A 20554-nucleotide genomic window follows, 5' to 3' on the forward strand; every position below is an offset into this window, starting at 1 on the left:
CCGCTCGACGCACCCCCGCCGCAGGCCAACTATAAATATGCCGATAGGTCCATGTCGCTACTGTGATTGGACACTGACGCTGAGTCAACTAGCCTTGTTCAAGCGGTTCTCCATGAGGGAACCGGGGCGTCTCAAGCCACGAGGGGGGAGGCTTGAGACGCCCGCCCGGTATGGCCTGATTCCGAGGGGCGCGCGGTCGGCCGCAGCCACCTCCGTCACTGCCGTCGCCCCTGCACCGCGCCCCTTACTTCATCGAGGCTTCATCGAGTGCCCGCAGCACATCCGCGATCAGGTCGTCCGGGTCCTCGGCGCCCACCGAGAAGCGGATGAAGCCGTCCGGCACGGCGTCGCCGCCCCACCGCCCGCGCCGCTCGGCCGTGGACCGTACGCCGCCGAAGCTGGTCGCGTCGTCGACCAGGCGCAGCGCGGCCAGGAAGCGATCGGCGTGCTCCTGGCCGGGGAGGACGAAGGACACCACGCAGCCGTAGCGCCCGCCGCGCATCTGCGCCGCCGCGACGCGGTGCGCGGGGTCGGTCGGCAGCCCGGGGTGGCGCAGCCCGGTGACCTCGGGGCGCTCGCGCAGCGCCTCGGCCAGGGCGAGCGCGGTCCGCGCCTGGCGGTCGACGCGCAGCTGGAGGGTGGCCAGGGAGCGGTGCGCGAGCCATGCCTCCATCGGGCCGGGGATCCCGCCGGCCATCTTGCGCCAGGCGCGTACGGAGGCGGCCAGCCCCGGGTCGCGGCAGGTGACATAGCCGAGCAGGACATCGCCGTGGCCGGTGAGCGCCTTGGTGCCGCTGGCGACGGAGAAGTCCGCGCCGAGATCGAGGGGGCGCTGGCCGAGCGGGGTGGCCAGGGTGTTGTCGACGGCGACCAGCGCGCCCCGCTCGTGGGCGGCGTCGGCCAGCCGGCGGATATCGCATACGTCCAGGCCCGGGTTGGCCGGGGACTCGATCCACAGCAGCTTCACAGGCCGCGGTTCGTCAGGTCCGTTATGGGGGCCGCCGCCCGCGTCCGGCGCGCCGTCCAGGAGGGGCAGCTGGGCGTCGCCGCCGGTGGGTGCGGTGCGCACCTCGATGCCGTAGCCCCTCAGCCGCTCGCCGAGCGGGGCCAGGAGCTGATACCCGTCGGAGGGCAGGACGGCCGCGTCGCCCTGCCCCAGCTGGGACAGCAGCACCGCGGAGATCGCGCCCATGCCGGAGGCGAAGACCACCGTCTCGGCGTCGGCGTCCGGCGATTCCAGCTCGCTGATGGCCCGCTCCAGCCGGGTCCAGGTGGGGTTGGCGTCCCGGCCGTAGGTGTACGGGCCCTGGTGGACGTCGGCGTCGCCGGGCAGGTGGTAGTGGGCGGCGAAGGCCGGGCCCGGCAGGGTCGGCTCGTACGCCTCGGGCTCGGGCAGCCCGGCCCGTACGGCCCGTGTGCCGTCGCCCGTGTGCTTGCTCGTCATGCGGTCTCTTCAGGGGCGGTCGGTGTGACGGAAGTAACAGGGGTGGCTGGGGCGGCCGGTGCGGGGGTGTCCCGGGCGGCGAGGGCCTTGCTCACCGCGTCCAGCAGCCCTTCGCTCGCCGCCTCGATCATCTCCAGGCACGCCTCGAAGTCGTCCGGCCCGCCGAAGTACGGGTCGGGCACGTCCAGGGCGGCCGGTGCGTCCGGGTCTGTGTCCGGGTCTGTGTCCGGGGCGTATTCGCGCAGCAGCCGCACCTTCGCGGCGTCCTCGGGCGTCGGGGCGAGGGCGCGCAGCTCCCGCAGATGGCCGCTGTCCAGGGCGATCACCAGGTCGAGGGTGGAGAACCACGTGGACTGGAACTGCCGGGCGGTGTGGTTCTGCTCATAGCCGTGGGCCGTGAGCGCGGAGATGGTGCGCCGGTCCGCCCCGTCGCCCTCGTGCCAGGGGCCGGTGCCCGCGCTGTCCACCTCGACAAGACCGTCGAGCCCGGCTTCCTCGGCGTATGCGCGGAAGACGGATTCGGCCATCGGCGACCGGCATATGTTGCCGGTGCAGACGAAGCAGACGCGGTAGGGCGACGGGGCTCTCATGCGTCCCATCATGCTGGACGGCGCTCAGTCCTTGTCATCGGGCAGGACGACATGCAGGGCCCAGGCGACGATGGAGATGATCAACGCGCCTATGACGGCCGTCCCGAAGCCCTCGACATGGAAAGCCAGGTCGAACTTGTTGGCCAGCCAGGAGGTCAGCAGCAGCATCAGGGCGTTGATCACCAGGGTGATCAGCCCGAGGGTGAGAATGAACAGCGGAAAGGCCAGCAGTTTGACCACTGGTTTGACCACGACGTTCACCAGGCCGAACACGAGCGCCACAAGAATGAGCGTGATCGCCTTGCGGCCGGCGTTCTCGCCGTTCAGCGTGATGTCCTTGAGGAGCCAGATGGCCACCCAGAGGGCGCCCGCGTTGGCGATCGTCTTGACGAGAAGATTCTTCATGGTTGAGATCGTCGCAGAACAGGCCCCGCGCTGGGCAGGGCCGGGGAGCAAGGGGCGGAGAGGCGAATGAAGGCGTTCCGGCTGGACGAGCTGGAGGCGGAGCGTGCCGCGAACGACGGCGCGTATCTGCAGTTCCTGCGCGAGCGGAACATGTCCGTCGGGCTGTACGCGCTGGACGCGGGCCAGACCGATCCACAGCAGCCGCACGGCCAGGACGAGGTGTATCTGGTGGTGAGCGGGCGGGCGTCGATCACGGTGGGGATGGAGACCACACAGGTGGCGCGCGGCAGCGTGGTGTACGTACCGGCCGGTGTGGCGCACAAGTTCCACCACATCACGGAGGACCTGCGGGTCATGGTCGTCTTCTCCCCGCCGGAGAGCTGACTCTCCGACTGGGAGCTGATGCGCCCGCCCCGCGTCCCGTAGGGGTTCGGTCAGGGGAGGACGGGGGACGCGGGGCCCGTGTTCGCTTGTCGGCCGTCCTAGCATCGAAGGCGGGGAGCGGACCGGCGCCAAGGCCGGTCCGGACCGACTCGCTCAGCGAAGAAAGCAGGGACCGACGTGGCGACGAAGGGCATATTTCAGGGCTTGCCGTGGTGGGTGACATGGGTCGCGGTTCCGATCCTCGTGCTGGCCGTGTTCGGCGGGCTGATCGTGAGCGTGGTCGGCTTCGTGGTCAATCTGGTCTTCAAGGCCCTGCTGCTGGTGGCGCTCGTCGCCGGTCTGATCTACCTGGTGCGGAAGTTCAGCTCGTCCTCGTCGTCCCGCGGCGACTGGTGACCTCTCGCGGCGGCTGTGCCGCCGCGGGGCTCGGGTACGCCGCGTGGGGGATACGCGCGTTCCAAACCTCAGCTTGACGGCACCGTTCCGGTTAGAGTTCGAGTGCTCGACGTCTCCCGTTCCGGGCGTCTGCCTCGCAACACACCCCGGGGGTGCCTGTTGACGAAAGCGATCATGGCCGCGGCCGGTGAACCGGCTCCGAACTCCCACGTCATAGGCCGGCGCCGCCCCGCCCGGCCCGGCGAGCGGATGCGCCCGCCCGCGCCGATTTTCTTGATCGCAGCCGCGCGAACAGCCGCGGCAACTCTGGCCATTTCCAGTCCCTCACATGAGGCAAACCGACTCCGCCCCGCAGTCGAGTCGCTACGCTCCAGAGTCGGCCGAGATATCAGCACCCTCTCAATCCCTATCAATATCTGAAAATTCACTTCTTATGGCCCGCTGGAGCTAGGCGGACCATGGCGTCAAGAGGCCAGGCCGTTCAAACCTGGCCATTCGCAATCAACTCGGGGCGGCGAACGATGCGTGACATGCGTGACACAGTCCAGGCAGAAGTGACGATGACCTTCCTGGTCTCCCAGGACCTCTCCTTCCGGATCCCGGTCGAGCTGTCCTATGACAGCAGCGACCCGTACGCAGTCGAGATCACCTTCCATCTGCCCGGCGACGCGCCCGTCAGCTGGGCCTTCGCCCGGGAGTTGCTACTGGACGGATTGAGTAAACCCTCGGGTGAGGGCGATGTGCGCATCGCCCCCGCCTCACCGGAGGGGCTTTCGGACGTCTTCATCAGGCTCCAAGTGGGGGCCGAGCGGGCGCTGTTCCGGGCCGGCGCCGCCCCGCTGGTGGCCTTCCTGGACCGTACGGACCGGGTGGTTCCGTTCGGCCAGGAGCAGGCGGCCTGCGATCCGGTCGGCGACCTGGACGCGGAGCTCGACCGGATCCTCGCGGAGGACCGGTACGCCGGCTGACGCGGGCACCCCTTTTTGAGGGCTCGGTTCTCCCCCAGCTACCGCTGGGAGGTGTCCCCCGTTTCAGGGCTCGGCTCTCGCCCGGCCACCGCCGGGAGGTGCCCCCCGCCGGGGCTTATCGCCCGCGCGCCCGGCGCCGCCGTCCGCGCCCGGCCCGGCCCCCGTGGCCCCCCTGCTCCGCGCCGCCCTGTGGCGCGCGGTCCGCGGAGACCACGAGCGCGGCAAGCGCGGTGGTCACCGGCACCGAGGCGACGAGGCCGATGCTGCCCACGAGCGTCCGTACGATCTCCTCCGCGACGATCTCGCTCGTCGCCACCGCTCCCACTCCGCTGTCCGCGATCGAGAACAGGAGCAGCAGCGGCAGCGAGGCGCCCGCGTACGCGAGCACCAGGGTGTTCACGACGGACGCGATATGGTCCCGTCCGATGCGCATCGCGGCCGCGTACAGCTTGCGCCAGCCCGCCGTGGGGTCCGCCTCCCTGAGCTCCCACACCGCGGAGGTCTGGGTGACGGTCACGTCGTCCAGCACCCCCAAAGACCCGATGATCACCCCGGCCAGCAGCAGACCGCGGATCTCGATATTCGGATAGAGGCCGTGGACCAGCCCCGTCTGGTCGTCGGTGTTGCCCGTCAGGCTCGCCCAGCCGATGAACAGCGAGCCCAGCAGGCCGATCAGCAGCAGTGAGATGAGCGTGCCGAGCACGGCGACCGATGTACGCGCCGTCAGCCCATGGCACATATAGAGCGCGATGAGCATGATCGCGCTGCCCCCCACGATCGCGACGACCAGCGGGTTGGAGCCGTCGAGGATCGCCGGGAGGATGAACAGCGTCAGCACCCCGAAGCTGACCGCGAGCGCCACCAGCGCGAAGACGCCGCGCAGCCGCCCGACGACCACGACCGCGAGCGCGAACAGCCCGGCGAGCAGCGCCATGGGCAGCGCCCGGTCGACGTCCGAGACGGAGTACTGCAGATTCTTGGGCGCCTTGGGCGCGTACGCCAGCTTCAGCTTCTGACCGGCGTCGTACTTGCGGGACGCGTTCGGCTGGACGATTTCTTCAAACGTGCGGCCTTTGTCCTTACCTGAGGTGACCTCGATGGTCGCCTTCTCGCAGATGGTGTCCTTGCCGGATCCGCCGGCCGCGCCCGCCGCGTTCTCCTGGTCAGCGGCATCCTGCCCCGGCTCGGTGGGCTGCTGCGGCTGGGCGTTGACGTCGGCGCAGTTGACCTCCTCGACCTTCACCACCCGCCCGGCCACGGTCTGCTGGTCGAAGCCGAGCCCGCTGCGCTCATGGGCCTTGTGGTCGGGCGTACCGCCCGGCCACAGCACGATCAGCCCGGCGACGACGGCCGCGGCGAAGGGGATGAGGACCGCCGCGATGACCTTGCGGAGGTGGGCGGAGACAGGCGTGGCCGGGCCGTGGCTGTGCGAATGTCCGGGCGCATGGCTCTCCTGCGATGTCGAGGTCACCGTCAGATCATCGCAAGAGCGAGGGCCCTCTGTTCAGCGCCGCCGGACAACCGTTAGCGTGGGTGACACCTTTGCAATCGCGGGAGCTCGGAGCACCGGGCTGAGAGGGCGCTGATTGTGTCGGCCCGGGGACGGCTCCCGGGCCCCATGCTGCGCCGACCGCTGAACCTGTTACCGGGTAATGCCGGCGTAGGGAGTGGGTCTCAATGACTCTGCAGGATGCACATACGCCCGAAATGCGCGAGTTTGGCTGGCATAAGGGATATGTCACCGGCTCGCGACCGGACCTTCAGGTCCCGGTCCGCCGAGTGCACCTCACCAATGGCCAGGACGTCACGCTGTACGACACCTCCGGCCCGTACACCGACCCCCAGATCGAGACAGATGTCCGCCGCGGCCTCGCGCCGCTGCGGCAGAACTGGATCCTCGCCCGCGGCGACACCGAAGAGTACGCGGGCCGCCCCGTCCGCCCCGAGGACGACGGCATCAAGCACACCACGCCGCGCGGCGGGCTGCGCAACCTCGACGCGGTTTTCCCCGGCCGCCCCCGCCAGCCCCGCCGGGGCCGGGACGGCGCCGCCGTGACCCAGCTCGCGTATGCGCGCCGGGGCGAGATCACCGCGGAGATGGAGTACGTGGCGCTCCGCGAGCACGTCTCCCCCGAGGTGGTCCGCGAGGAGATCGCGGCCGGCCGGGCGGTCCTTCCGGCCAACGTCAACCACCCGGAGATCGAGCCGATGATCATCGGCAAGCGATTCCTGGTGAAGGTCAACGCCAACATCGGCAACTCCGCCGTCACCTCCTCCATCGAGGAGGAGGTCGAGAAGATGACCTGGGCGACCCGCTGGGGCGCCGACACGGTCATGGACCTCTCCACCGGCCGCAATATCCACACCACCCGCGAGTGGGTGCTGCGCAACTCCCCCGTCCCCATCGGCACGGTGCCGCTCTACCAGGCGCTGGAGAAGGTCGACGGCAAGGCCGAGGAGCTGACCTGGGAGATCTACAAGGACACCGTCATCGAACAGGCCGAGCAGGGCGTCGACTACATGACGGTGCACGCGGGCGTACGACTGCCGTACGTCCCGCTGACCGCCCGCCGCAAGACCGGCATCGTCTCGCGCGGCGGCTCCATCATGGCGGCGTGGTGCCTGGCCCACCACAAGGAGTCGTTCCTCTACACCCACTTCGAGGAGCTCTGCGAGATCCTCGCCGCGTACGACGTCACCTACTCGCTCGGCGACGGACTGCGCCCCGGCTCGATCGCCGACGCCAACGACGAGGCGCAGTTCGCGGAGTTGCGCACGCTCGGCGAACTCAACCGGATCGCCAAGCGGCACAACGTCCAGACGATGATCGAGGGCCCGGGCCATGTCCCGATGCACAAGATCAAGGAGAACATCGACCTCCAGCAGGAGATCTGCGAGGAGGCCCCCTTCTACACCCTCGGCCCGCTCACCACCGATATCGCCCCCGCCTACGACCACATCACCTCGGGCATCGGCGCGGCGATGATCGCCTGGTGGGGCACGGCGATGCTCTGCTACGTCACGCCGAAGGAGCACCTGGGCCTGCCCGACCGCGACGACGTCAAGACCGGCGTCATCACGTACAAGATCGCCGCCCACGCGGCCGATCTCGCCAAGGGCCACCCCGGCGCCCAGGAGTGGGACGACGCCCTGTCCGACGCCCGCTTCGAATTCCGCTGGGAGGACCAGTTCAACCTGGCCCTCGACCCGGACACGGCCCGCTCCTTCCACGACGAGACGCTGCCGGCGGAACCGGCGAAGACGGCGCACTTCTGCTCCATGTGCGGGCCGAAGTTCTGCTCGATGAAGATCAGCCAGGACATCCGGCGCGAGCACGGGGGCGCCATGGACGCGGCCGAGGCCGGGATGGCGGAGAAGGCGAAGGAGTTCGCAGAGGCGGGGCACCGCGTCTACCTGCCTGTTACGGACTGATCTTCTGGCGTCTCAGCGCCTTCTTGTCGGTGGGGACCAACAGCAACTGGTCCCCACCGACAGGGCCACGGGAAAGATCCATCATCGTGCGTCGCGCATCGTGAGAATGTAGGCCGCGGTAAGCGCGACGACACGGTCTTCGTCGTGTGACAGATCCGCGAGGGCACGTGACGCTGTGATTCCCGGGATATCCGCGAGCGCCTGTGTCAGCCGTCGACGTGCGGACGATTCGGTGACGCCGTGGGCAAGACTCTCCACGAGCCGGGTGGCGATCTGATCCGCCAACGCCGGACGACTCGCCAGCGCGCTCAGCGCATCGGCCGCATCGACGTCGTTCGCGTCCTCGACGACCATGTCGATGAGCGTCGGGACCGCATCGGCCACTCCACGTGCCCCGAGCGCCATGGCCGCACACCTGCGGACCACGATGTCGGGGTTCGTGAGGGCGTCCTGCAGCAGTGCGGTCGCCTTACGGCTCGGAATCTCAGCGACGCACTGGACGGCACGTTTCCGCACCTCGGCCGCTGGTGAGTCAAAGCCCTCGGCCAGCAGCGCCAATCCGCCATCGCCCGATTGCGCCAAAGCCCATCGAAGGGCTCCGGCGACATTCGCATCCGTCTCGTTCAGGGCTGCCTCGACCAGTGCTTCCGTTGGCACCGGAACCCCATCGACTGAGGACAGGGCCGCGCGCTGGCGCTTCCCAGCGCTCTCCGAACCCAACGCCTGGAGGAGTGCGACGATCCGGAGGACGTCTTCCCACCCGTCGGGTTCCGCGGCACCGATCCGACGCAGCCGTGTGAGCAGCTCCGTCTCAGCTGCGATGCGTTCTCGCGTCTGGCGGATGAGGTCGTCGACGAGATCCGAGGGCATGAAGCCGGGATCATCGAGCGCGCGCCTGACGTCACGCAGCGACAGCCCCAAGGACCGCAGGCTCTCGATATGGAAGATGCGCCGGATGTCCTGGTTGGAGTACTCGCGATAGCCGGCGCCGGTACGATCCGTCGGCCGCAGCAGGCCGAGCGATTCGTAATGCCTGAGCATGCGGGCGCTGACTCCGGACCGTCGGGCCACATCACCGATCAGCACTGCCCATCACCCCTTCTGGCTGGTCGGGCCGAGGGCAACAGCGCGCTTCGCCTCCTCGATCGCGAATTCGAATCCGGCATCCGGGTTGCGCAACAGCCGTTCCGTGGCGACCGCGTGCGTGCGCACGCGAGGGTCGAGATCCGTCATCGCGGTGCACAGAGCTGACAAGATTACGTCACCGAGCGCGATCAGTGCCCGGCTGAGGCTCAGCTGTGTCTCACGCTCGCCGCGCCCGAGCTGTGTCGCCAACGCTGCGGCCAACTCGGCCTTTTCATCCGCGGGTACGAGTACGACCGCTGCTCGCCAAGCGGCCCGCGCCACCTCGTCGTCGGCGTCGAACAGAAGCTCCCGTGTGATCGCCGGCCACGTCTGCGGATCCGCGATCTTGGACAGCGTGTGCAACGCCTGGCTTCGCCCCTGCGCACGCTTCGAGTGGAGTTCTTTGAGGAGCCTTGGCACTGTCAGTGACGGTGAGTGGCGGGTGAGCGCCCACGTGAGCATTTCGCGCACGTAGAACTCGGGCTCGATCGCGCATCGCTCGATGAGCTTGTCGACGAACCCCGGGTCAGGGGTCGTGCCGACCGCCAGCGCCGCCCGCAGCCGTACCTGCGAGCGGCTGTCCTCCAGCGCCTGGAGAGCTCGAGTCGTATCCGTGTCCTGACTTCGCACGGCCATCGGGACCACCTCCTTGGCTGGAGTGAAGCCCTTGTCACTGTGTCAAGGTCAAGCGGGCAGTTCGCGGCGGCGGGCGGGCAATCGCGTATATCTGTCGATCGCGGACTGAGGGGCGGTAATGTGCGGGGGCCCGAAGCCGCAACTTCGGATTGCGACTTCGGGCCCCTGTGCCGTGTTTGTGCGGTGGGCTACTTCAGGACGTACACCGGAGCGCCGTCCGGAGTCACCCCAGTCTGCCGGATGCAGCCGCGCTTCTGCAGCATGCGCGGGGCGTCATGCACACGGTGATAGGTGAGCCCGTGTTGGACGCGATGGTGCCCAGCGGATACAGACATTCGCCCTGGGCGATGATCGCGGGCAGGATATACAGGGCCACAGCCCAGATGTCGGCGGTGACGACGAGGTTGCGCTCACGCCATCCGGCGATCACCGAGGCCGGCGTCACCGTCTTGGGCGGCTCGGGCAGGTCCCGTCGGTCGGGTGTGCGGTCGGCGAGCCGGTTGATCGCCACGGGGATCTCACTCATGCACTGCATCAGCGCATGAGCGGCGGTCTGTCCGGCGGCGATCGAATCCCGCTGGGCGGCGGTGGACTCGCGGATCGCCTCGATCATCTCGCGCTGAACGCGCTCCGCTTCGCGCTGCGCTTCGAGGGCTTCCCGCTGTGTCTCCACGGACTTCCGCATCATCTCGATGCTCTCGCGGCGCAGCTCCTGGGTCTCGCGCTGCATGGCGAGCATCTGCGCATCCATGTCGAGGTTGTGCTCCTCGAGCCGGACGATGGCGTCGGCGACGTCCTTCGGCATGGCGTAAGCGGTGGGGGCGTCCGGGGTGGTGGGCTGTACTTCGGCCTTCTCGAGCTCGTACGAGCCATGCTGCTGAACGGCGACCACGACGTCGGTCACCCAGTTCTTGAAGGGCTCGGACTCCGGCTTGGTGCAGCCGTTGACCAGTCGGATGAGGCCTTGCAGATTCACCATCTGCATAGACTTCTTGAGTCCGTGACCTGCAATTTTGCGCGAAGCGTCTAGGCCATAGACGCTTTGCGCAAGATCTCCGAGACTTACGCAACCTTCGGGGACGTGCCAGGTGATTGCCTGACGGGTGTTCGTGTAGCCCAGGTCTTTGGCCACATCGACTGCCGGGAACCAGTGGGTCCCGTCCGGCAGCGTGATTCGCCGAACCCGGGCTCCGGTCGCCGCGTAGACGAAGTCGTTGATGTCGATCGCGTCCTGCTTGCCCGCCGGGGTCGGCGGAATGTTTTGTGTGCTCATGAAAGCATCACCTCCATGACGGACGTTATGCATCCCAGTACGCAAACAACCCACGATTAAGGGCGAGTTCGCCCAAAAGGTGGGGAGTGAACCATTCCGCTGGCGCGAGATCACAGGCCCTGAACCACAGACTCTGAACCGCCGACTCCTGGAGCAGCCAATGGACAACCGACACGCACTCCGCGTCGTCAACGCCCAGTTCGCCGAAATCCTCAGCAAAGCGAAGGAGGAGGACTGGGAGCTGCCCACCCCCTGCAGTGAATGGAGCATCCGCGATCTGGTGGGCCATGTGATCGGCGGGCACGTCATGGCGACCTCTCTCCTGACGGGTGAGGAGCTTGTCGCCGCGCCCGGTGACACCGTCGAGGTGTGGGCGGCGCGGGTGGAGCGGGCGGCGGAGGGGGAGGGGGTGTTGGAGCGGGTGGTGCGGCATCCGGTGTTCGGGGAGCTGAGCGGGGACGCCGCCGTGATGATCCGCTGGGGGGATGTGTGCGTGCATGCCTGGGACCTGGCCCAGGCCCTGGGCGTGGACTTCGTGCCGGAGCCGGGGCTGGCCGAGGCCGCGTTGGAGTGGCTGGTGCCGTTCGGGTCGGCGCTCAGCGCCTCGGGGAGGTTCGGGGAGGGGGCCGATCCGGGGCCCGGGGCCGATGCGTTCGCGCGGGTGCTCGCGATCACCGGGCGGGGTGCTCGGCCCACGGGAGAATAGTAGCCATGTACATAATGGCCATGTATTGTATTCGGTGTGAGTTCAGCAGCTGAGAGCGCCACGGCAGGGTTCCTGGTCTGGCGCTTGTCGATGAAGTGGCGGGTGGCCGTCGACCGGGCGGTCGCACCGCTGGGCCTGACCCATGCCCAGTACTCGTTGATGGCATCGCTCTACGGCATGTCGCGCTCCGGGCTGCGGCCCAGTCAGCGTCGGCTCGCCGACCACACAGGGCTCGAGCCGTTGTACGTTTCCAAGCTCGCCCGCGCCCTGGAGGCCGCCGGGCTCGTCGCCCGCACCCGGGACCCGAGCGATCCACGCGCCATGCAGCTGTCGCTCACCGAGCAGGGGCGCGATGTCACACGCCGCGCGATCACGGTGGTCCAGGGTCTGCTGGACCAGTTGCTGGAGCCGCTCGGGGGGCAGGACAGCGCGCGCACACGGCAGTTCAACCGCGAGCTGGCGACCCTGCTCGACGTACCTCTTGACGCACCTCTTGATCCGCACACCGAGAACGACAAGGAGCAGTCATGACCACCACCGCACCCACGGTCAATGGCCGAGCCATAGCCTTGGCGCACTATGCCGGGCGTGCCCTCGTGGAGGGCGTGCTGGCTCGCCACGGCGCCACGTTCCACCAGAGTGTGACACTCGTGGCCGTCGTGCGCGCGGGCGAGTCCATCGGCCGGGAAGAGCTTGTCGGCGATGTCACCGGCTCACTGAAGACCGACGAGTCGGTCGTGCGCGGCGTGATCGAGGAGCTGACGGTCGCGAAGCTGCTGGAAGAGGACCCGGCGGAGGTGTCCCGGGTGCGGCTCACGGACGCCGGACGGGAGCTGTACGAGAGCACCTCCGCCGAGACCGCCGAGATCTCCGCCCGGCTGTACGCCGGGATCCCGGCCGAGGACCTTGCCGTCGCGGGCCGCGTGTTGGCGCTGGTCACGGAGCGCGCGAACGCCGAGTTGGTCAGCGCCTGAGGTTCAGGAGACGCGGCCTAGTCGGGCTGGTGTTCCGGGCCGCCGTAGTCCGGGCTGGTGAAGTCCGGGCTGCTGAAGCGGGGGCGGGTCTTGGGGACGTCGCCTTCCGTGGAGAAGCCGGGGCGGCTGTAGCCGAGGTGAGGCGTGCGGCCGGTGGCCTCGGACCGGCTGGGGGCGTAGGTCGACGAGGGGCGCGTCGGGGAGGACGCGGGGGGCGGGGCCGGGGAGGTGTGGGCGCCGTCGGCGGCCGCCGGGTCGGCGAGCGCGTCGCGCAGGAAGGGCACCACGCCTCGCTCCAGCAGCGCCAGCCGCCAGGCTTCTCTGGTGCGGTCCACCTCTTCCCGCTGCGCGCTGCGCGCGCTGCCCCGGATCGCGCCGGTGCCGTTGCGCATCGCGGTGAGCAGAAGGCCGACGGCGGCGATCAGCAGGCCCGCGGCGGTGAGCGCGGCGAACAGCCAGCCCGCCGTGACCATCGGCTGGGCTATCGATGGTGTGGGGTTGAGCAGGTGCAGCAGATAGCCGGCGAGGAGAAAGATGACCGCCGCCGTGCCGGCCAGGACCGGGGCCAGGACGGAGAGTACGGCGACGAGTCCCGCGCCTGACGCGGCGTCTCCCACTGTGGCGGCGAACCCGCCCGTGGTGGTCGCCGCGCCCACGGTCGTCGCCACGCCCGGTACCTCGCCCGCCGTGCCGTCCCGTTCCATATCCGTAGCGGTGAACTCGTCGCCCACGGTGTCGGGCCAGCCGGACGGCGCCGGTTGGCGCAGCTTCTCGCGGGCGGTCACATAGTGGTGGTATTCGTCGGCCGCGCACGCCGCTATGGCCGCCGCGGCGTTCATGGCCATGGTGCGCAGCTGCTCGGTGCTGAGCCGCTGCCCGACGCCGCTGAGGTCCGCGCGGCGGTCCGCGGTGCGCAGCGCCTCGTCGAGAACCCGCTCGAACTCCGGGCGGTCCTCGATCAGCAGGTGCGGAGCGGTGTTCATGTGCATCCCCCGATGCTCCGTAGGGCCTTGGTGCCGGCTGTCACCGGGCAGTGGGGCGGAAACGGAGGAGAGCCTGCTACGGATAAGCCGATGGTAGAGCCGATCCGGCGCGGGGTGACAGTAGGTTTCCCGAATTCGCTCCGCGTCGGTGAAACTGTCTATCTTCCCCGCGCGGCGTGGTATGAATCCTAGGAATCCTCAGACATTCAGCGGGAGTTGGACGACCAACAGCTTTCCGGCCATTGTGACGCCGCCGTCCATGGCGACCGCGAGGTTGTCCGCGTAGACGTGCGGGCCCTCGACGGTCGGCGCGCCGCCGTCCTCGTCGTCCTCGGAGCCGACCTCGCCGAGGAGATACGGAATCGGGCTGTGGCCGTGGACGATGCGCTGCCCGCCGTAGGTGTCGAGCAGTTCGCGGACGGCCAGGGGGCCGGCTTCCTCGTCGCGGAAGGCGAACCGCTTGGTGAACTTGCGGAACAGGTCCCAGCACTCGTCGGCGTCGCTGCGCTGCAGCGTCTCGGTCACGGTGTCGTTGACGGCCTCGATGGAGTCGCCGTATTCGAGGTAGGCGGTGGTGTCGGAGTGCACGAGCAGATGGCCGTCCTGCTCGGTCATCGCGTCGAGCCGGGACATCCACTGGAGGTGGTGGTCCTCGAGCCGTTCCATGTCGGTGCGCTGGCCGCCGTTGAGGAGCCAGGCGGCCTGGAATGAGGCGGTGCCGGCGCCGGAGTTGACGGGGGTGTCGCCGAAGCGTTTGGCGCCGATGAGCAGCAGTTCGTGGTTGCCCATCAGGGCCTTGCAGTAGCCGCCGGCGGCCGCGGCCTCGGCGGAGAGCTGCATGACCAGGTCGATGACGCCGATGCCGTCGGGGCCGCGGTCGGTGAAGTCGCCGAGGAACCAGAGCCGGGCGTTGCCCGCGGACCAGCTGCCCTTGGCGTCGATCAGCCCTTGGGCGGCCAGCGCCTCGCGCAGCTCGTCGAGGTAGCCGTGCACATCGCCCACCACGTACAGCGGGCCGGGCCCGTCGTCCTCGGGCGCCTGGGAGCGCTCGGGGTCGGGGACCGGGGTGAGCTCGACGGTCGGCCGGTCCTGCGGGGGCACCAGCGGGGTGTCCGGGAGGGTGTGACCGGGGCCCATGACCGGCAGGGAGCGCTCGGTGGGCGTGTACTCCGCGGGCGGCCGGGCGGGCGCGGCAGGGCGCTCGGGGGCAGCGGGGCGCTCGGGCGCGGCGGGCGGCGTGGGGTGCGCCGCGGGCGCCGGAGGCGGGGCGGGCTGGGCCGGATCGCGGGGGACCCGGCCGTGCGGGACCGCGCCGTAGGGCATCCCGCCGTACGGGTTCGGGGCGGGGGGGACCGCGCCGCCCGGGAGTGGGCCGGGCGCGGCGGACGTTCCGTACGCGGATACGGGCGGGACTGCCGCCGTGGTCCGTGCCGTGGCTCCCAGACCGGCCCCCTGAGTCATCGACCCCTCCACCATCGCGCCGCCGTGCCACCGTGTGGACCATGCCTGGTCGAGGGCGGTCCGCGGTGTCGTCCGCCCATCATAGGAATGACCGTACGGGCTTGTGACGCACCAGGGGGCCGTCAATCGGGGCGCAATCCCGGTTCGGCGGTCTTTTATCCCGGATTGGCCCGGTAGGGAAAGCGGATCGGGTTCGGGTGCGTCTCGCGTCATCCTCAAGTCTTCCTCAGGTCAACCTCCGGCACGGCTGCGCGGCGCGCTCACCGTGGTGCGTGGCGGACGCCGTTGCGAGGACGTCCGCACGATCAGTTCGGTGGGTATCACCCGCTCGACGGGGTGCTCGGCACCCGGTCCCTCGATGGCGTCGATCAGAAGCTGCACGGCGGCGGTGCCGATCCGGCGGGGCTTGAGCGAGAGGGTGGTGACGGGCGGCTCGGTGGTGCGGTAGATCGCGGACTCGCTGCAGCACACCAGCAGCAGATCGTCGGGGACGCGCAGACCGTGGCGGCGGGCGGCGGCCAGCAGATCGGTGCCGTTGGGGTCGAACAGGCCGTAGACGGCGTCGGGGCGGTCGGGGCGGGCCAGCAGGCGGTCGGCGGCGACGGCTCCGGCACAGGGGTCGTGGGCCGGGTACTCCTCGTACACCGGCTCCTGTCCGACCCGGTCGCACCAGTGCAGATACGCGGTGGTGGACAGCCGGGTGTAGGTGTCGGTGGTGGTGCCGGTGAGCAGTCCGACGCGGCGGGCGCCGGAGTCGGTGAGGTGGTCGAGCAGGCCGAGCACGGCGGCCTCGTGGTCGTTGTCCACCCAGGCGGTGACGGGGAGGGTGCCGGCCGGGCGGCCGTCGCTGACCACGGGGATGCCCTGGCGCAGCAGCTCGGTGACGACGGGGTCGTGGTCGGAGGGGTCGATGACGACGGTGCCGTCGAGGGCGACGTTGGACCATACGTCGTGGCGGGAGGTGGCGGGCAGGATGACGAGGGCGTAGCCGCGGGCTAACGCGGCGGAGGTGGCGGCGCGCGCCATCTCCGCGAAGTACGCGAATTCGGTGAAGGTGAAAGGTTCATCCCCGTAGGTGGTCACGGTCAGGCCGATGAGGCCGGACTTGCCGGTACGGAGGGTGCGGGCCGCGGCGGAAGGGCGGTAGCCCAGCCGGTCGGCGACCTCGCGGACATGGCGGCGGGTGGCGTCCGGGAGCCGGCCCTTGCCGTTGAGCGCGTCGGAGACGGTCGTGATCGAGACCCCGGCTGCGGCGGCCACGTCCCGGATGCCCGCCCGTGTCAGCCGGCGGCCGGTCGACCGGCTCACCTGGTGCTTCCCTGCTGCTGTCATGGCGAGCCGATAGTAGGGCGAGGGTGGCCCCTTCGCGCGGGGGTACGCTCGGCTCTGCGAAGGCACGTTTCTGCATGAGCGCTTCGGCCAATTCCCTTGGAAATCAAGCCAGTTGACGGTTCGGGTGGGTCAGTAGTCGCCTCTGGCATATCCACGCCTGTCGATTGGTCGTTGTCTCGAAGAGGTCTCAACTCACCTGCACGGGTGATGCGCGCCAGGGCGCTCGCCACCGGCGCGCGGCAGAAGCGGAATCGCTCCCCCTCAGCTGTACGCGATCCCGCGCCGCGGTCGGCCGGCCCCGTGTGCCCGGTCCTCGCACCCCGCGCGCCGGGATTCTCGCACCCCCGGACGCGGGGCTCTCACGGCCCGTGCCCCAGGGCTCGCCCACCGCGATACGCCGGGCTCAGGATGCCTCATACAGTGTGAGGTATCGACGTGCGTGGGCGCCGCGCACGGACGGGACGGTCGAGGAGGAGCCGCGGTGACTGAGAAGAGCCCCAAGCTGCGTGGAGCGCTGGACGGCATTCCGACGTACAAGCCCGGTAAGCCGGCCGCGGCGGGCGGGCCGACAGCCTTCAAGCTGTCCTCGAACGAGAACCCCTATCCGCCGCTCGCGGGGGTGCTGGAGACCGCGACGGCCGCCGCCGCCTCCTTCAACCGCTATCCCGATATGGCCTGCACGGCCCTGATGGCCGAGCTCGCCGAGCGCTTCGATGTGCCGCCCGAGCACCTGGCCACCGGCACCGGCTCGGTCGGCGTGGCGCAGCAGCTGGTGCAGTCGACGGCCGGGCCGGGCGACGAGGTGATGTACGCCTGGCGGTCCTTCGAGGCATATCCGATCATCTCGCAGATCTCCGGGGCGACGTCGGTGCGGGTGCCGCTGACCGACGGCGAGGTGCACGACCTGGACGCGATGGCGGACGCGGTCACCGAGCGCACCCGGCTGATTTTCGTCTGCAACCCCAACAACCCGACGGGCACGGTGGTGGGCCGGGACGGTCTTACGCGCTTCCTGGACCGGGTGCCGAACGATGTGCTGGTGGTGCTGGACGAGGCGTATATCGAGTTCATCCGGGACGAGCGGGTGCCGAACGGCATCGAGCTGTACCGGGATCGGCCGAATGTGTGCGTGCTGCGCACCTTCTCCAAGGCGTACGGCCTGGCGGGGCTGCGCGTCGGCTTCGCGATCGCGCATGAGCCGGTCGCGGCCGCGCTGCGTAAGACGGCGGTGCCCTTCGGGGTCAGCCAGCTGGCGCAGGACGCGGCGGTGGCCTCGCTGCGCAGCGAGGACGCGCTGCGCGAGCGGGTGGAGGCGCTGGTCGCGGAGCGGGCCCGGGTGAGCGAGGCGCTGGCCGAGCAGGGGTGGACGGTGCCCACATCGCAGGCGAACTTCGTCTGGCTGCGGCTGGGGGAGCGCACGGTGGACTTCGCGGCGGCGTGCGAGGCGGCGGGCGTGGTGGTGCGCCCGTTCCCGGGCGAGGGGGTTCGGGTGACGATAGGCGAGGACGAGGCGAACGACGTCTTCCTGCGCGTCGCCGAGGAGTTCCGCAAGGAGTTGTGAGGCGCCACGGGGTCGCCGGCGAGTAGCCGACGAGCTGCCAATGCCCCGCAACCAGCAGAGATGCCGATCGGATCCTACCGATACGTTCCGCTTACGCCCCTTCCACCCCCCCGGTGAGAAGGGGCGTATGTGTGTGCGTATCATTGCTTGTGAATGTGAATACGTTCACAAGCTCCCCCTTGTGGGGCCGCGGGCGAACCCTGCGGGCACGACCGGGCAAGACCGTAAGGAGAGATTCCCGTGGATCTGGCTCTGGCGCCGGAGACGCTGGCGCGATGGCAGTTCGGCATCACCACCGTCTACCACTTCCTCTTCGTCCCGCTCACGATTTCTCTCGCGGCCATGACCGCCGGTCTGGAGACGGCCTGGGTCCGCACCGGCAAGGAGAAGTACTTCCACGCGACCAAGTTCTGGGGCAAGCTCTTCCTGATCAACATCGCGATGGGCGTGGTCACCGGCCTCGTCCAGGAGTTCCAGTTCGGTATGAACTGGTCGGACTACTCGCGGTTCGTCGGCGATGTCTTCGGCGCCCCGCTCGCCATGGAGGCGCTGCTCGCCTTCTTCTTCGAGTCCACCTTCATCGGACTTTGGATCTTCGGCTGGGACAAGCTGCCGAAGAAGATCCACTGTGCCTGTATCTGGATCGTCGCGCTGGGCACCGTCCTGTCCTCGTACTTCATCCTCGCCGCCAACTCGTGGATGCAGCACCCGACCGGCTACGCCATAGACAAGGCCACCGGCAAGGCGCGGCTCACCGACATCTGGGCGGTGCTGACCCAGAACACCACCCTGGTCGTGGTCTTCCACACCCTCACCGCCGCCTTCCTCACCGGCGCCGCCTTCATGGTGGGCATCTCCTCCTTCCACCTCTGGCGGGCCAAGCGCCGCCAGGACCGCGGCGAAGAGCTCGGCGAGAAGCAGCGGAAGCAGGTCGGGGCGATGCGGGCGTCGCTGCGCGTCGGTCTGGTCGTCGCCGTGATCGCGGGTATGGGCACCGCGATCAGCGGCGACCAGCTCGGCAAGGTGATGTTCGAGCAGCAGCCGATGAAGATGGCCGCGGCGGAGGCGCTGTGGGACACCCAGGCGCCCGCGCCCTTCTCGGTCTTCGCCGTCGGCGATGTGAGCAAGGGGCACAACAGCGTCGAGCTGGAGGTCCCCGGGATGCTGTCGTTCCTCGCGCACAGCAACTTCACCGACTCCGTCCCCGGCATCAACGACGTGGCCGCGCGGGAGGCTGCCGCCTACGGCGGGCAGCCCGAGGACTACATCCCCAGCATCTTCATGACCTACTGGGGCTTCCGGCTGATGATCGGCTTCGGGATGACCTCGTTCGTCGCCGCGCTGATCGGGCTGTGGACGACCCGGCGCAAGAAGTGGCTGTCGCCCGCCTTCCGCACCGGGGAGGACGAGGTGCCGCGGCTCATGCTCACCAAGGGGCGCGAGATGAGCCCCCTGCTGACCAAGTGGTCCTGGCGGATCGGCATCCTGACCATGGGCTTCCCGTTGATCGCCAACTCCTTCGGCTGGATCTTCACCGAGATGGGGCGTCAGCCGTGGGTGGTGTACGGGCTGATGAAGACCGCCGACGCGGTCTCCCCCGGCGTCAGCCGGACCGAAGTCCTCATATCCCTGGGCGTCTTCACGCTGCTGTACGGCGTGCTCGCGGTCGTGGAGGTGCGGCTGCTGACCAAGTACGCCAAGGCCGGGCCGGACACCGATGAGAAGCCGCCGGCCAAGGACCCCCGGCTGCGGCTGCCCTCCGGCGGACCGGGCGCCGGGGCGGCGGGGGAACACGATGCCGCCGGCGACGACGCCGACAAGCCGCTGACCTTCGCGTACTGAACGTACTGAACCGGAGAGAGCCATGTCACTGCATCTTCACGACGTCTGGTTCGTACTGATCGCCGTCCTGTGGACCGGCTACTTCTTCCTCGAGGGCTTCGACTTCGGTATCGGCGTGCTGACCAAGCCGCTGGCCCGGGACCGTACGGAACGCCGGGTGCTCATCAACACCATCGGCCCGGTCTGGGACGGCAACGAGGTCTGGCTGATCACGGCGGGCGGCGCGACCTTCGCGGCCTTCCCCGACTGGTACGCCACGCTCTTCAGCGGCTTCTACCTCCCGCTGCTGGTCATCCTGGTCTGTCTGATCCTGCGCGGCGTCGCCTTCGAGTACCGGCACAAGCGCCCCGAGGAGCGCTGGCAGCGCAACTGGGAGAACGTGATCTTCTGGTGCTCGCTGCTGCCCGCGTTCCTCTGGGGCGCGATCTTCGCCAACATGGTGCGCGGGGTGCCAATCGGGCCGGACAAGAACTACGCCGGCGACCTCCTCGATCTGGTCAATCCGTACGCCCTGCTCGGCGGGGCGCTCACCCTGGTGCTGTTCACCTTCCACGGCGCCGTGTTCGCCTCGCTCAAGACGGTGGGGGAGATCCGGACCCGGGCGCGGCGGTTCGCGGCGGGGCTCGGCCCGGTCGCCGCCGTGCTCGCGGTGGCCTTCCTCGGCTGGACGCAGCACGACAGCGGCAATGGGCGTTCGCTGGCCGCGCTGCTGGTCTCGGCGGTCGCGCTGCTCGCGGCGCTGGTGATGAACCGGCGCGGCCGGGAGGGCTGGGCGTTCGCCCTGTCCGGGGTGGCCATCGCCGCGGCGGTCGCGATGCTCTTCCTGGCGCTCTTCCCGGATGTCATGCCGTCCTCGATGGACCCGAGGTGGAGCCTGACCGTGGCGGACTCGGCGTCCAGCCCGTACACGCTGAAGATCATGACTTGGATCGCGGTCGTAATGACCCCGCTGGTGATGGCCTACCAGGCATGGACGTACTGGGTCTTCCGCAAGCGGATCGGCACCCAGCACATTCCCGAGCCGGCCGGTCACTGACCCCGC

General features: G+C 69.3%; 20 protein-coding genes and 1 riboswitch. Of the genes, 10 read left to right on the plus strand and 10 right to left on the minus strand.

All coding sequences use genetic code 11. The features are described 5' to 3' along the window. Positions 1-244: 244 nt before the first annotated feature. Genes ACH4U7_RS30000 through ACH4U7_RS30010 form a run of 3 tightly spaced genes read right to left on the minus strand, consistent with a single transcriptional unit; the run spans position 245 to position 2439 of the window. The gene (locus tag ACH4U7_RS30000) at positions 245-1444 is read right to left on the minus strand and encodes a cystathionine gamma-lyase (protein WP_398530920.1); all 1200 of its coding nucleotides are present in this window, start codon (positions 1442-1444) and stop codon (positions 245-247) included. Beyond that, positions 1441-2034 carry a low molecular weight protein-tyrosine-phosphatase gene (locus ACH4U7_RS30005; RefSeq protein WP_398530921.1) on the minus strand — a complete coding sequence of 198 codons (594 nt, stop codon included), beginning with the start codon at positions 2032-2034 and terminating at the stop codon, positions 1441-1443. The genes ACH4U7_RS30000 and ACH4U7_RS30005 overlap by 4 nt, the downstream gene beginning before the upstream one ends. Positions 2035-2058: 24 nt before the next feature. Then, positions 2059-2439 (minus strand): phage holin family protein, encoded by a 381-nt coding sequence (locus tag ACH4U7_RS30010; RefSeq protein WP_358637692.1) that lies wholly within the window; start codon positions 2437-2439, stop codon positions 2059-2061. A gap of 66 nt (positions 2440-2505) precedes the next feature. Between ACH4U7_RS30010 and ACH4U7_RS30015 the strand changes: the two genes are divergently transcribed. The 3 genes from ACH4U7_RS30015 to ACH4U7_RS30025 all read left to right on the plus strand — a co-directional run bounded on the left by ACH4U7_RS30015 (position 2506) and on the right by ACH4U7_RS30025 (position 4187). Beyond that, entirely contained in the window at positions 2506-2823 is a 318-nt protein-coding gene (locus tag ACH4U7_RS30015; RefSeq protein WP_014177917.1) for a cupin domain-containing protein, read from the plus strand. A 177-nt stretch (positions 2824-3000) separates the two neighbouring features. Next, positions 3001-3219 carry a DUF5326 family protein gene (locus ACH4U7_RS30020; protein ID WP_358637690.1) on the plus strand — a complete coding sequence of 73 codons (219 nt, stop codon included), beginning with the start codon at positions 3001-3003 and terminating at the stop codon, positions 3217-3219. A 530-nt stretch (positions 3220-3749) separates the two neighbouring features. After that, positions 3750-4187: an SsgA family sporulation/cell division regulator gene (locus tag ACH4U7_RS30025; RefSeq protein WP_043487236.1), complete on the plus strand. Its 438-nt coding sequence runs from the start codon at positions 3750-3752 to the stop codon at positions 4185-4187. 115 nt (positions 4188-4302) lie between these two features. On the opposite strand, the gene ACH4U7_RS30030 is transcribed toward ACH4U7_RS30025, so the two are convergent. Next, the gene (locus ACH4U7_RS30030) at positions 4303-5658 is read right to left on the minus strand and encodes a YibE/F family protein (RefSeq protein WP_398530922.1); all 1356 of its coding nucleotides are present in this window, start codon (positions 5656-5658) and stop codon (positions 4303-4305) included. Between the two features lie 69 nt (positions 5659-5727). Beyond that, positions 5728-5871, plus strand: a riboswitch (TPP riboswitch). Between ACH4U7_RS30030 and thiC the strand changes: the two genes are divergently transcribed. After that, positions 5865-7619, plus strand: a complete 1755-nt coding sequence (thiC, locus tag ACH4U7_RS30035) for a phosphomethylpyrimidine synthase ThiC (protein WP_398530923.1) — start codon at positions 5865-5867, stop codon at positions 7617-7619. (Overlaps the previous riboswitch by 7 nt.) An 81-nt stretch (positions 7620-7700) precedes the next feature. Here the strand turns inward: thiC and ACH4U7_RS30040 are convergent, their stop codons facing one another. The 3 genes from ACH4U7_RS30040 to ACH4U7_RS30050 form a co-directional block, all read right to left on the minus strand. Beyond that, positions 7701-8705 carry a MerR family transcriptional regulator gene (locus tag ACH4U7_RS30040; RefSeq protein ID WP_398530924.1) on the minus strand — a complete coding sequence of 335 codons (1005 nt, stop codon included), beginning with the start codon at positions 8703-8705 and terminating at the stop codon, positions 7701-7703. A gap of 6 nt (positions 8706-8711) precedes the next feature. Next, a complete protein-coding gene (locus ACH4U7_RS30045) occupies positions 8712-9380 on the minus strand; it encodes a HEAT repeat domain-containing protein (RefSeq protein ID WP_398530925.1) in 669 nt (222 codons plus the stop codon). A 223-nt stretch (positions 9381-9603) separates the two neighbouring features. Further along, positions 9604-10653, minus strand: coding sequence for a BRO family protein (locus ACH4U7_RS30050; RefSeq protein WP_398530926.1), 1050 nt, complete (start codon positions 10651-10653; stop codon positions 9604-9606). A gap of 160 nt (positions 10654-10813) precedes the next feature. Between ACH4U7_RS30050 and ACH4U7_RS30055 the strand changes: the two genes are divergently transcribed. The 3 genes from ACH4U7_RS30055 to ACH4U7_RS30065 are packed head-to-tail and all read left to right on the plus strand — an operon-like array spanning position 10814 to position 12333. Further along, complete coding sequence (locus tag ACH4U7_RS30055) at positions 10814-11359, plus strand: TIGR03086 family metal-binding protein (protein WP_398530927.1); 546 nt, start codon at positions 10814-10816, stop codon at positions 11357-11359. 36 nt (positions 11360-11395) lie between these two features. Next, complete coding sequence (locus ACH4U7_RS30060) at positions 11396-11890, plus strand: MarR family winged helix-turn-helix transcriptional regulator (RefSeq protein ID WP_398530928.1); 495 nt, start codon at positions 11396-11398, stop codon at positions 11888-11890. Further along, complete coding sequence (locus tag ACH4U7_RS30065) at positions 11887-12333, plus strand: MarR family transcriptional regulator (RefSeq protein WP_398530929.1); 447 nt, start codon at positions 11887-11889, stop codon at positions 12331-12333. Before ACH4U7_RS30060 ends, ACH4U7_RS30065 begins: the two co-directional genes overlap by 4 nt. A gap of 17 nt (positions 12334-12350) precedes the next feature. Here the strand turns inward: ACH4U7_RS30065 and ACH4U7_RS30070 are convergent, their stop codons facing one another. The 3 genes from ACH4U7_RS30070 to ACH4U7_RS30080 all read right to left on the minus strand — a co-directional run bounded on the left by ACH4U7_RS30070 (position 12351) and on the right by ACH4U7_RS30080 (position 16109). Beyond that, a complete protein-coding gene (locus tag ACH4U7_RS30070) occupies positions 12351-13322 on the minus strand; it encodes a hypothetical protein (protein ID WP_398530930.1) in 972 nt (323 codons plus the stop codon). A gap of 192 nt (positions 13323-13514) precedes the next feature. Continuing rightward, entirely contained in the window at positions 13515-14777 is a 1263-nt protein-coding gene (locus tag ACH4U7_RS30075; protein ID WP_398530931.1) for a metallophosphoesterase, read from the minus strand. Positions 14778-15008: 231 nt separating this feature from the next. Continuing rightward, positions 15009-16109: a LacI family DNA-binding transcriptional regulator gene (locus ACH4U7_RS30080; protein ID WP_398530932.1), complete on the minus strand. Its 1101-nt coding sequence runs from the start codon at positions 16107-16109 to the stop codon at positions 15009-15011. A 481-nt stretch (positions 16110-16590) separates the two neighbouring features. Between ACH4U7_RS30080 and hisC the strand changes: the two genes are divergently transcribed. The 3 genes from hisC to cydB all read left to right on the plus strand — a co-directional run bounded on the left by hisC (position 16591) and on the right by cydB (position 20548). Next, a complete protein-coding gene (hisC, locus tag ACH4U7_RS30085) occupies positions 16591-17670 on the plus strand; it encodes a histidinol-phosphate transaminase (RefSeq protein WP_398530933.1) in 1080 nt (359 codons plus the stop codon). 240 nt (positions 17671-17910) lie between these two features. After that, on the plus strand, positions 17911-19512 hold the full coding sequence (locus ACH4U7_RS30090; RefSeq protein WP_398530934.1) for a cytochrome ubiquinol oxidase subunit I: 1602 nt from the start codon (positions 17911-17913) through the stop codon (positions 19510-19512). A 28-nt stretch (positions 19513-19540) separates the two neighbouring features. Continuing rightward, on the plus strand, positions 19541-20548 hold the full coding sequence (gene cydB, locus ACH4U7_RS30095) for a cytochrome d ubiquinol oxidase subunit II (protein WP_398531031.1): 1008 nt from the start codon (positions 19541-19543) through the stop codon (positions 20546-20548). Positions 20549-20554: the final 6 nt, after the last annotated feature.

This window comes from Streptomyces sp. NPDC020845, from assembly GCF_044334165.1.
In the GTDB taxonomy this organism is placed as follows: Bacteria; Actinomycetota; Actinomycetes; order Streptomycetales; family Streptomycetaceae; genus Streptomyces.

Excerpts from the sequence above, each read along its gene's own strand:
- ACH4U7_RS30000 (WP_398530920.1), bottom strand. The coding sequence starts at position 1,444 with ATGACGAGCAAGCACACGGGCGACGGCACACGGGCCGTACGGGCCGGG.
- ACH4U7_RS30005 (WP_398530921.1), bottom strand. The coding sequence starts at position 2,034 with ATGAGAGCCCCGTCGCCCTACCGCGTCTGCTTCGTCTGCACCGGCAAC.
- ACH4U7_RS30010 (WP_358637692.1), bottom strand. The coding sequence starts at position 2,439 with ATGAAGAATCTTCTCGTCAAGACGATCGCCAACGCGGGCGCCCTCTGG.
- ACH4U7_RS30015 (WP_014177917.1), top strand. The coding sequence starts at position 2,506 with ATGAAGGCGTTCCGGCTGGACGAGCTGGAGGCGGAGCGTGCCGCGAAC.
- ACH4U7_RS30025 (WP_043487236.1), top strand. The coding sequence starts at position 3,750 with ATGCGTGACACAGTCCAGGCAGAAGTGACGATGACCTTCCTGGTCTCC.
- thiC (WP_398530923.1), top strand. The coding sequence starts at position 5,865 with ATGACTCTGCAGGATGCACATACGCCCGAAATGCGCGAGTTTGGCTGG.
- ACH4U7_RS30045 (WP_398530925.1), bottom strand. The coding sequence starts at position 9,380 with ATGGCCGTGCGAAGTCAGGACACGGATACGACTCGAGCTCTCCAGGCG.
- ACH4U7_RS30050 (WP_398530926.1), bottom strand. The coding sequence starts at position 10,653 with ATGAGCACACAAAACATTCCGCCGACCCCGGCGGGCAAGCAGGACGCG.
- ACH4U7_RS30055 (WP_398530927.1), top strand. The coding sequence starts at position 10,814 with ATGGACAACCGACACGCACTCCGCGTCGTCAACGCCCAGTTCGCCGAA.
- ACH4U7_RS30065 (WP_398530929.1), top strand. The coding sequence starts at position 11,887 with ATGACCACCACCGCACCCACGGTCAATGGCCGAGCCATAGCCTTGGCG.
- ACH4U7_RS30070 (WP_398530930.1), bottom strand. The coding sequence starts at position 13,322 with ATGCACATGAACACCGCTCCGCACCTGCTGATCGAGGACCGCCCGGAG.
- ACH4U7_RS30075 (WP_398530931.1), bottom strand. The coding sequence starts at position 14,777 with ATGACTCAGGGGGCCGGTCTGGGAGCCACGGCACGGACCACGGCGGCA.
- ACH4U7_RS30080 (WP_398530932.1), bottom strand. The coding sequence starts at position 16,109 with ATGACAGCAGCAGGGAAGCACCAGGTGAGCCGGTCGACCGGCCGCCGG.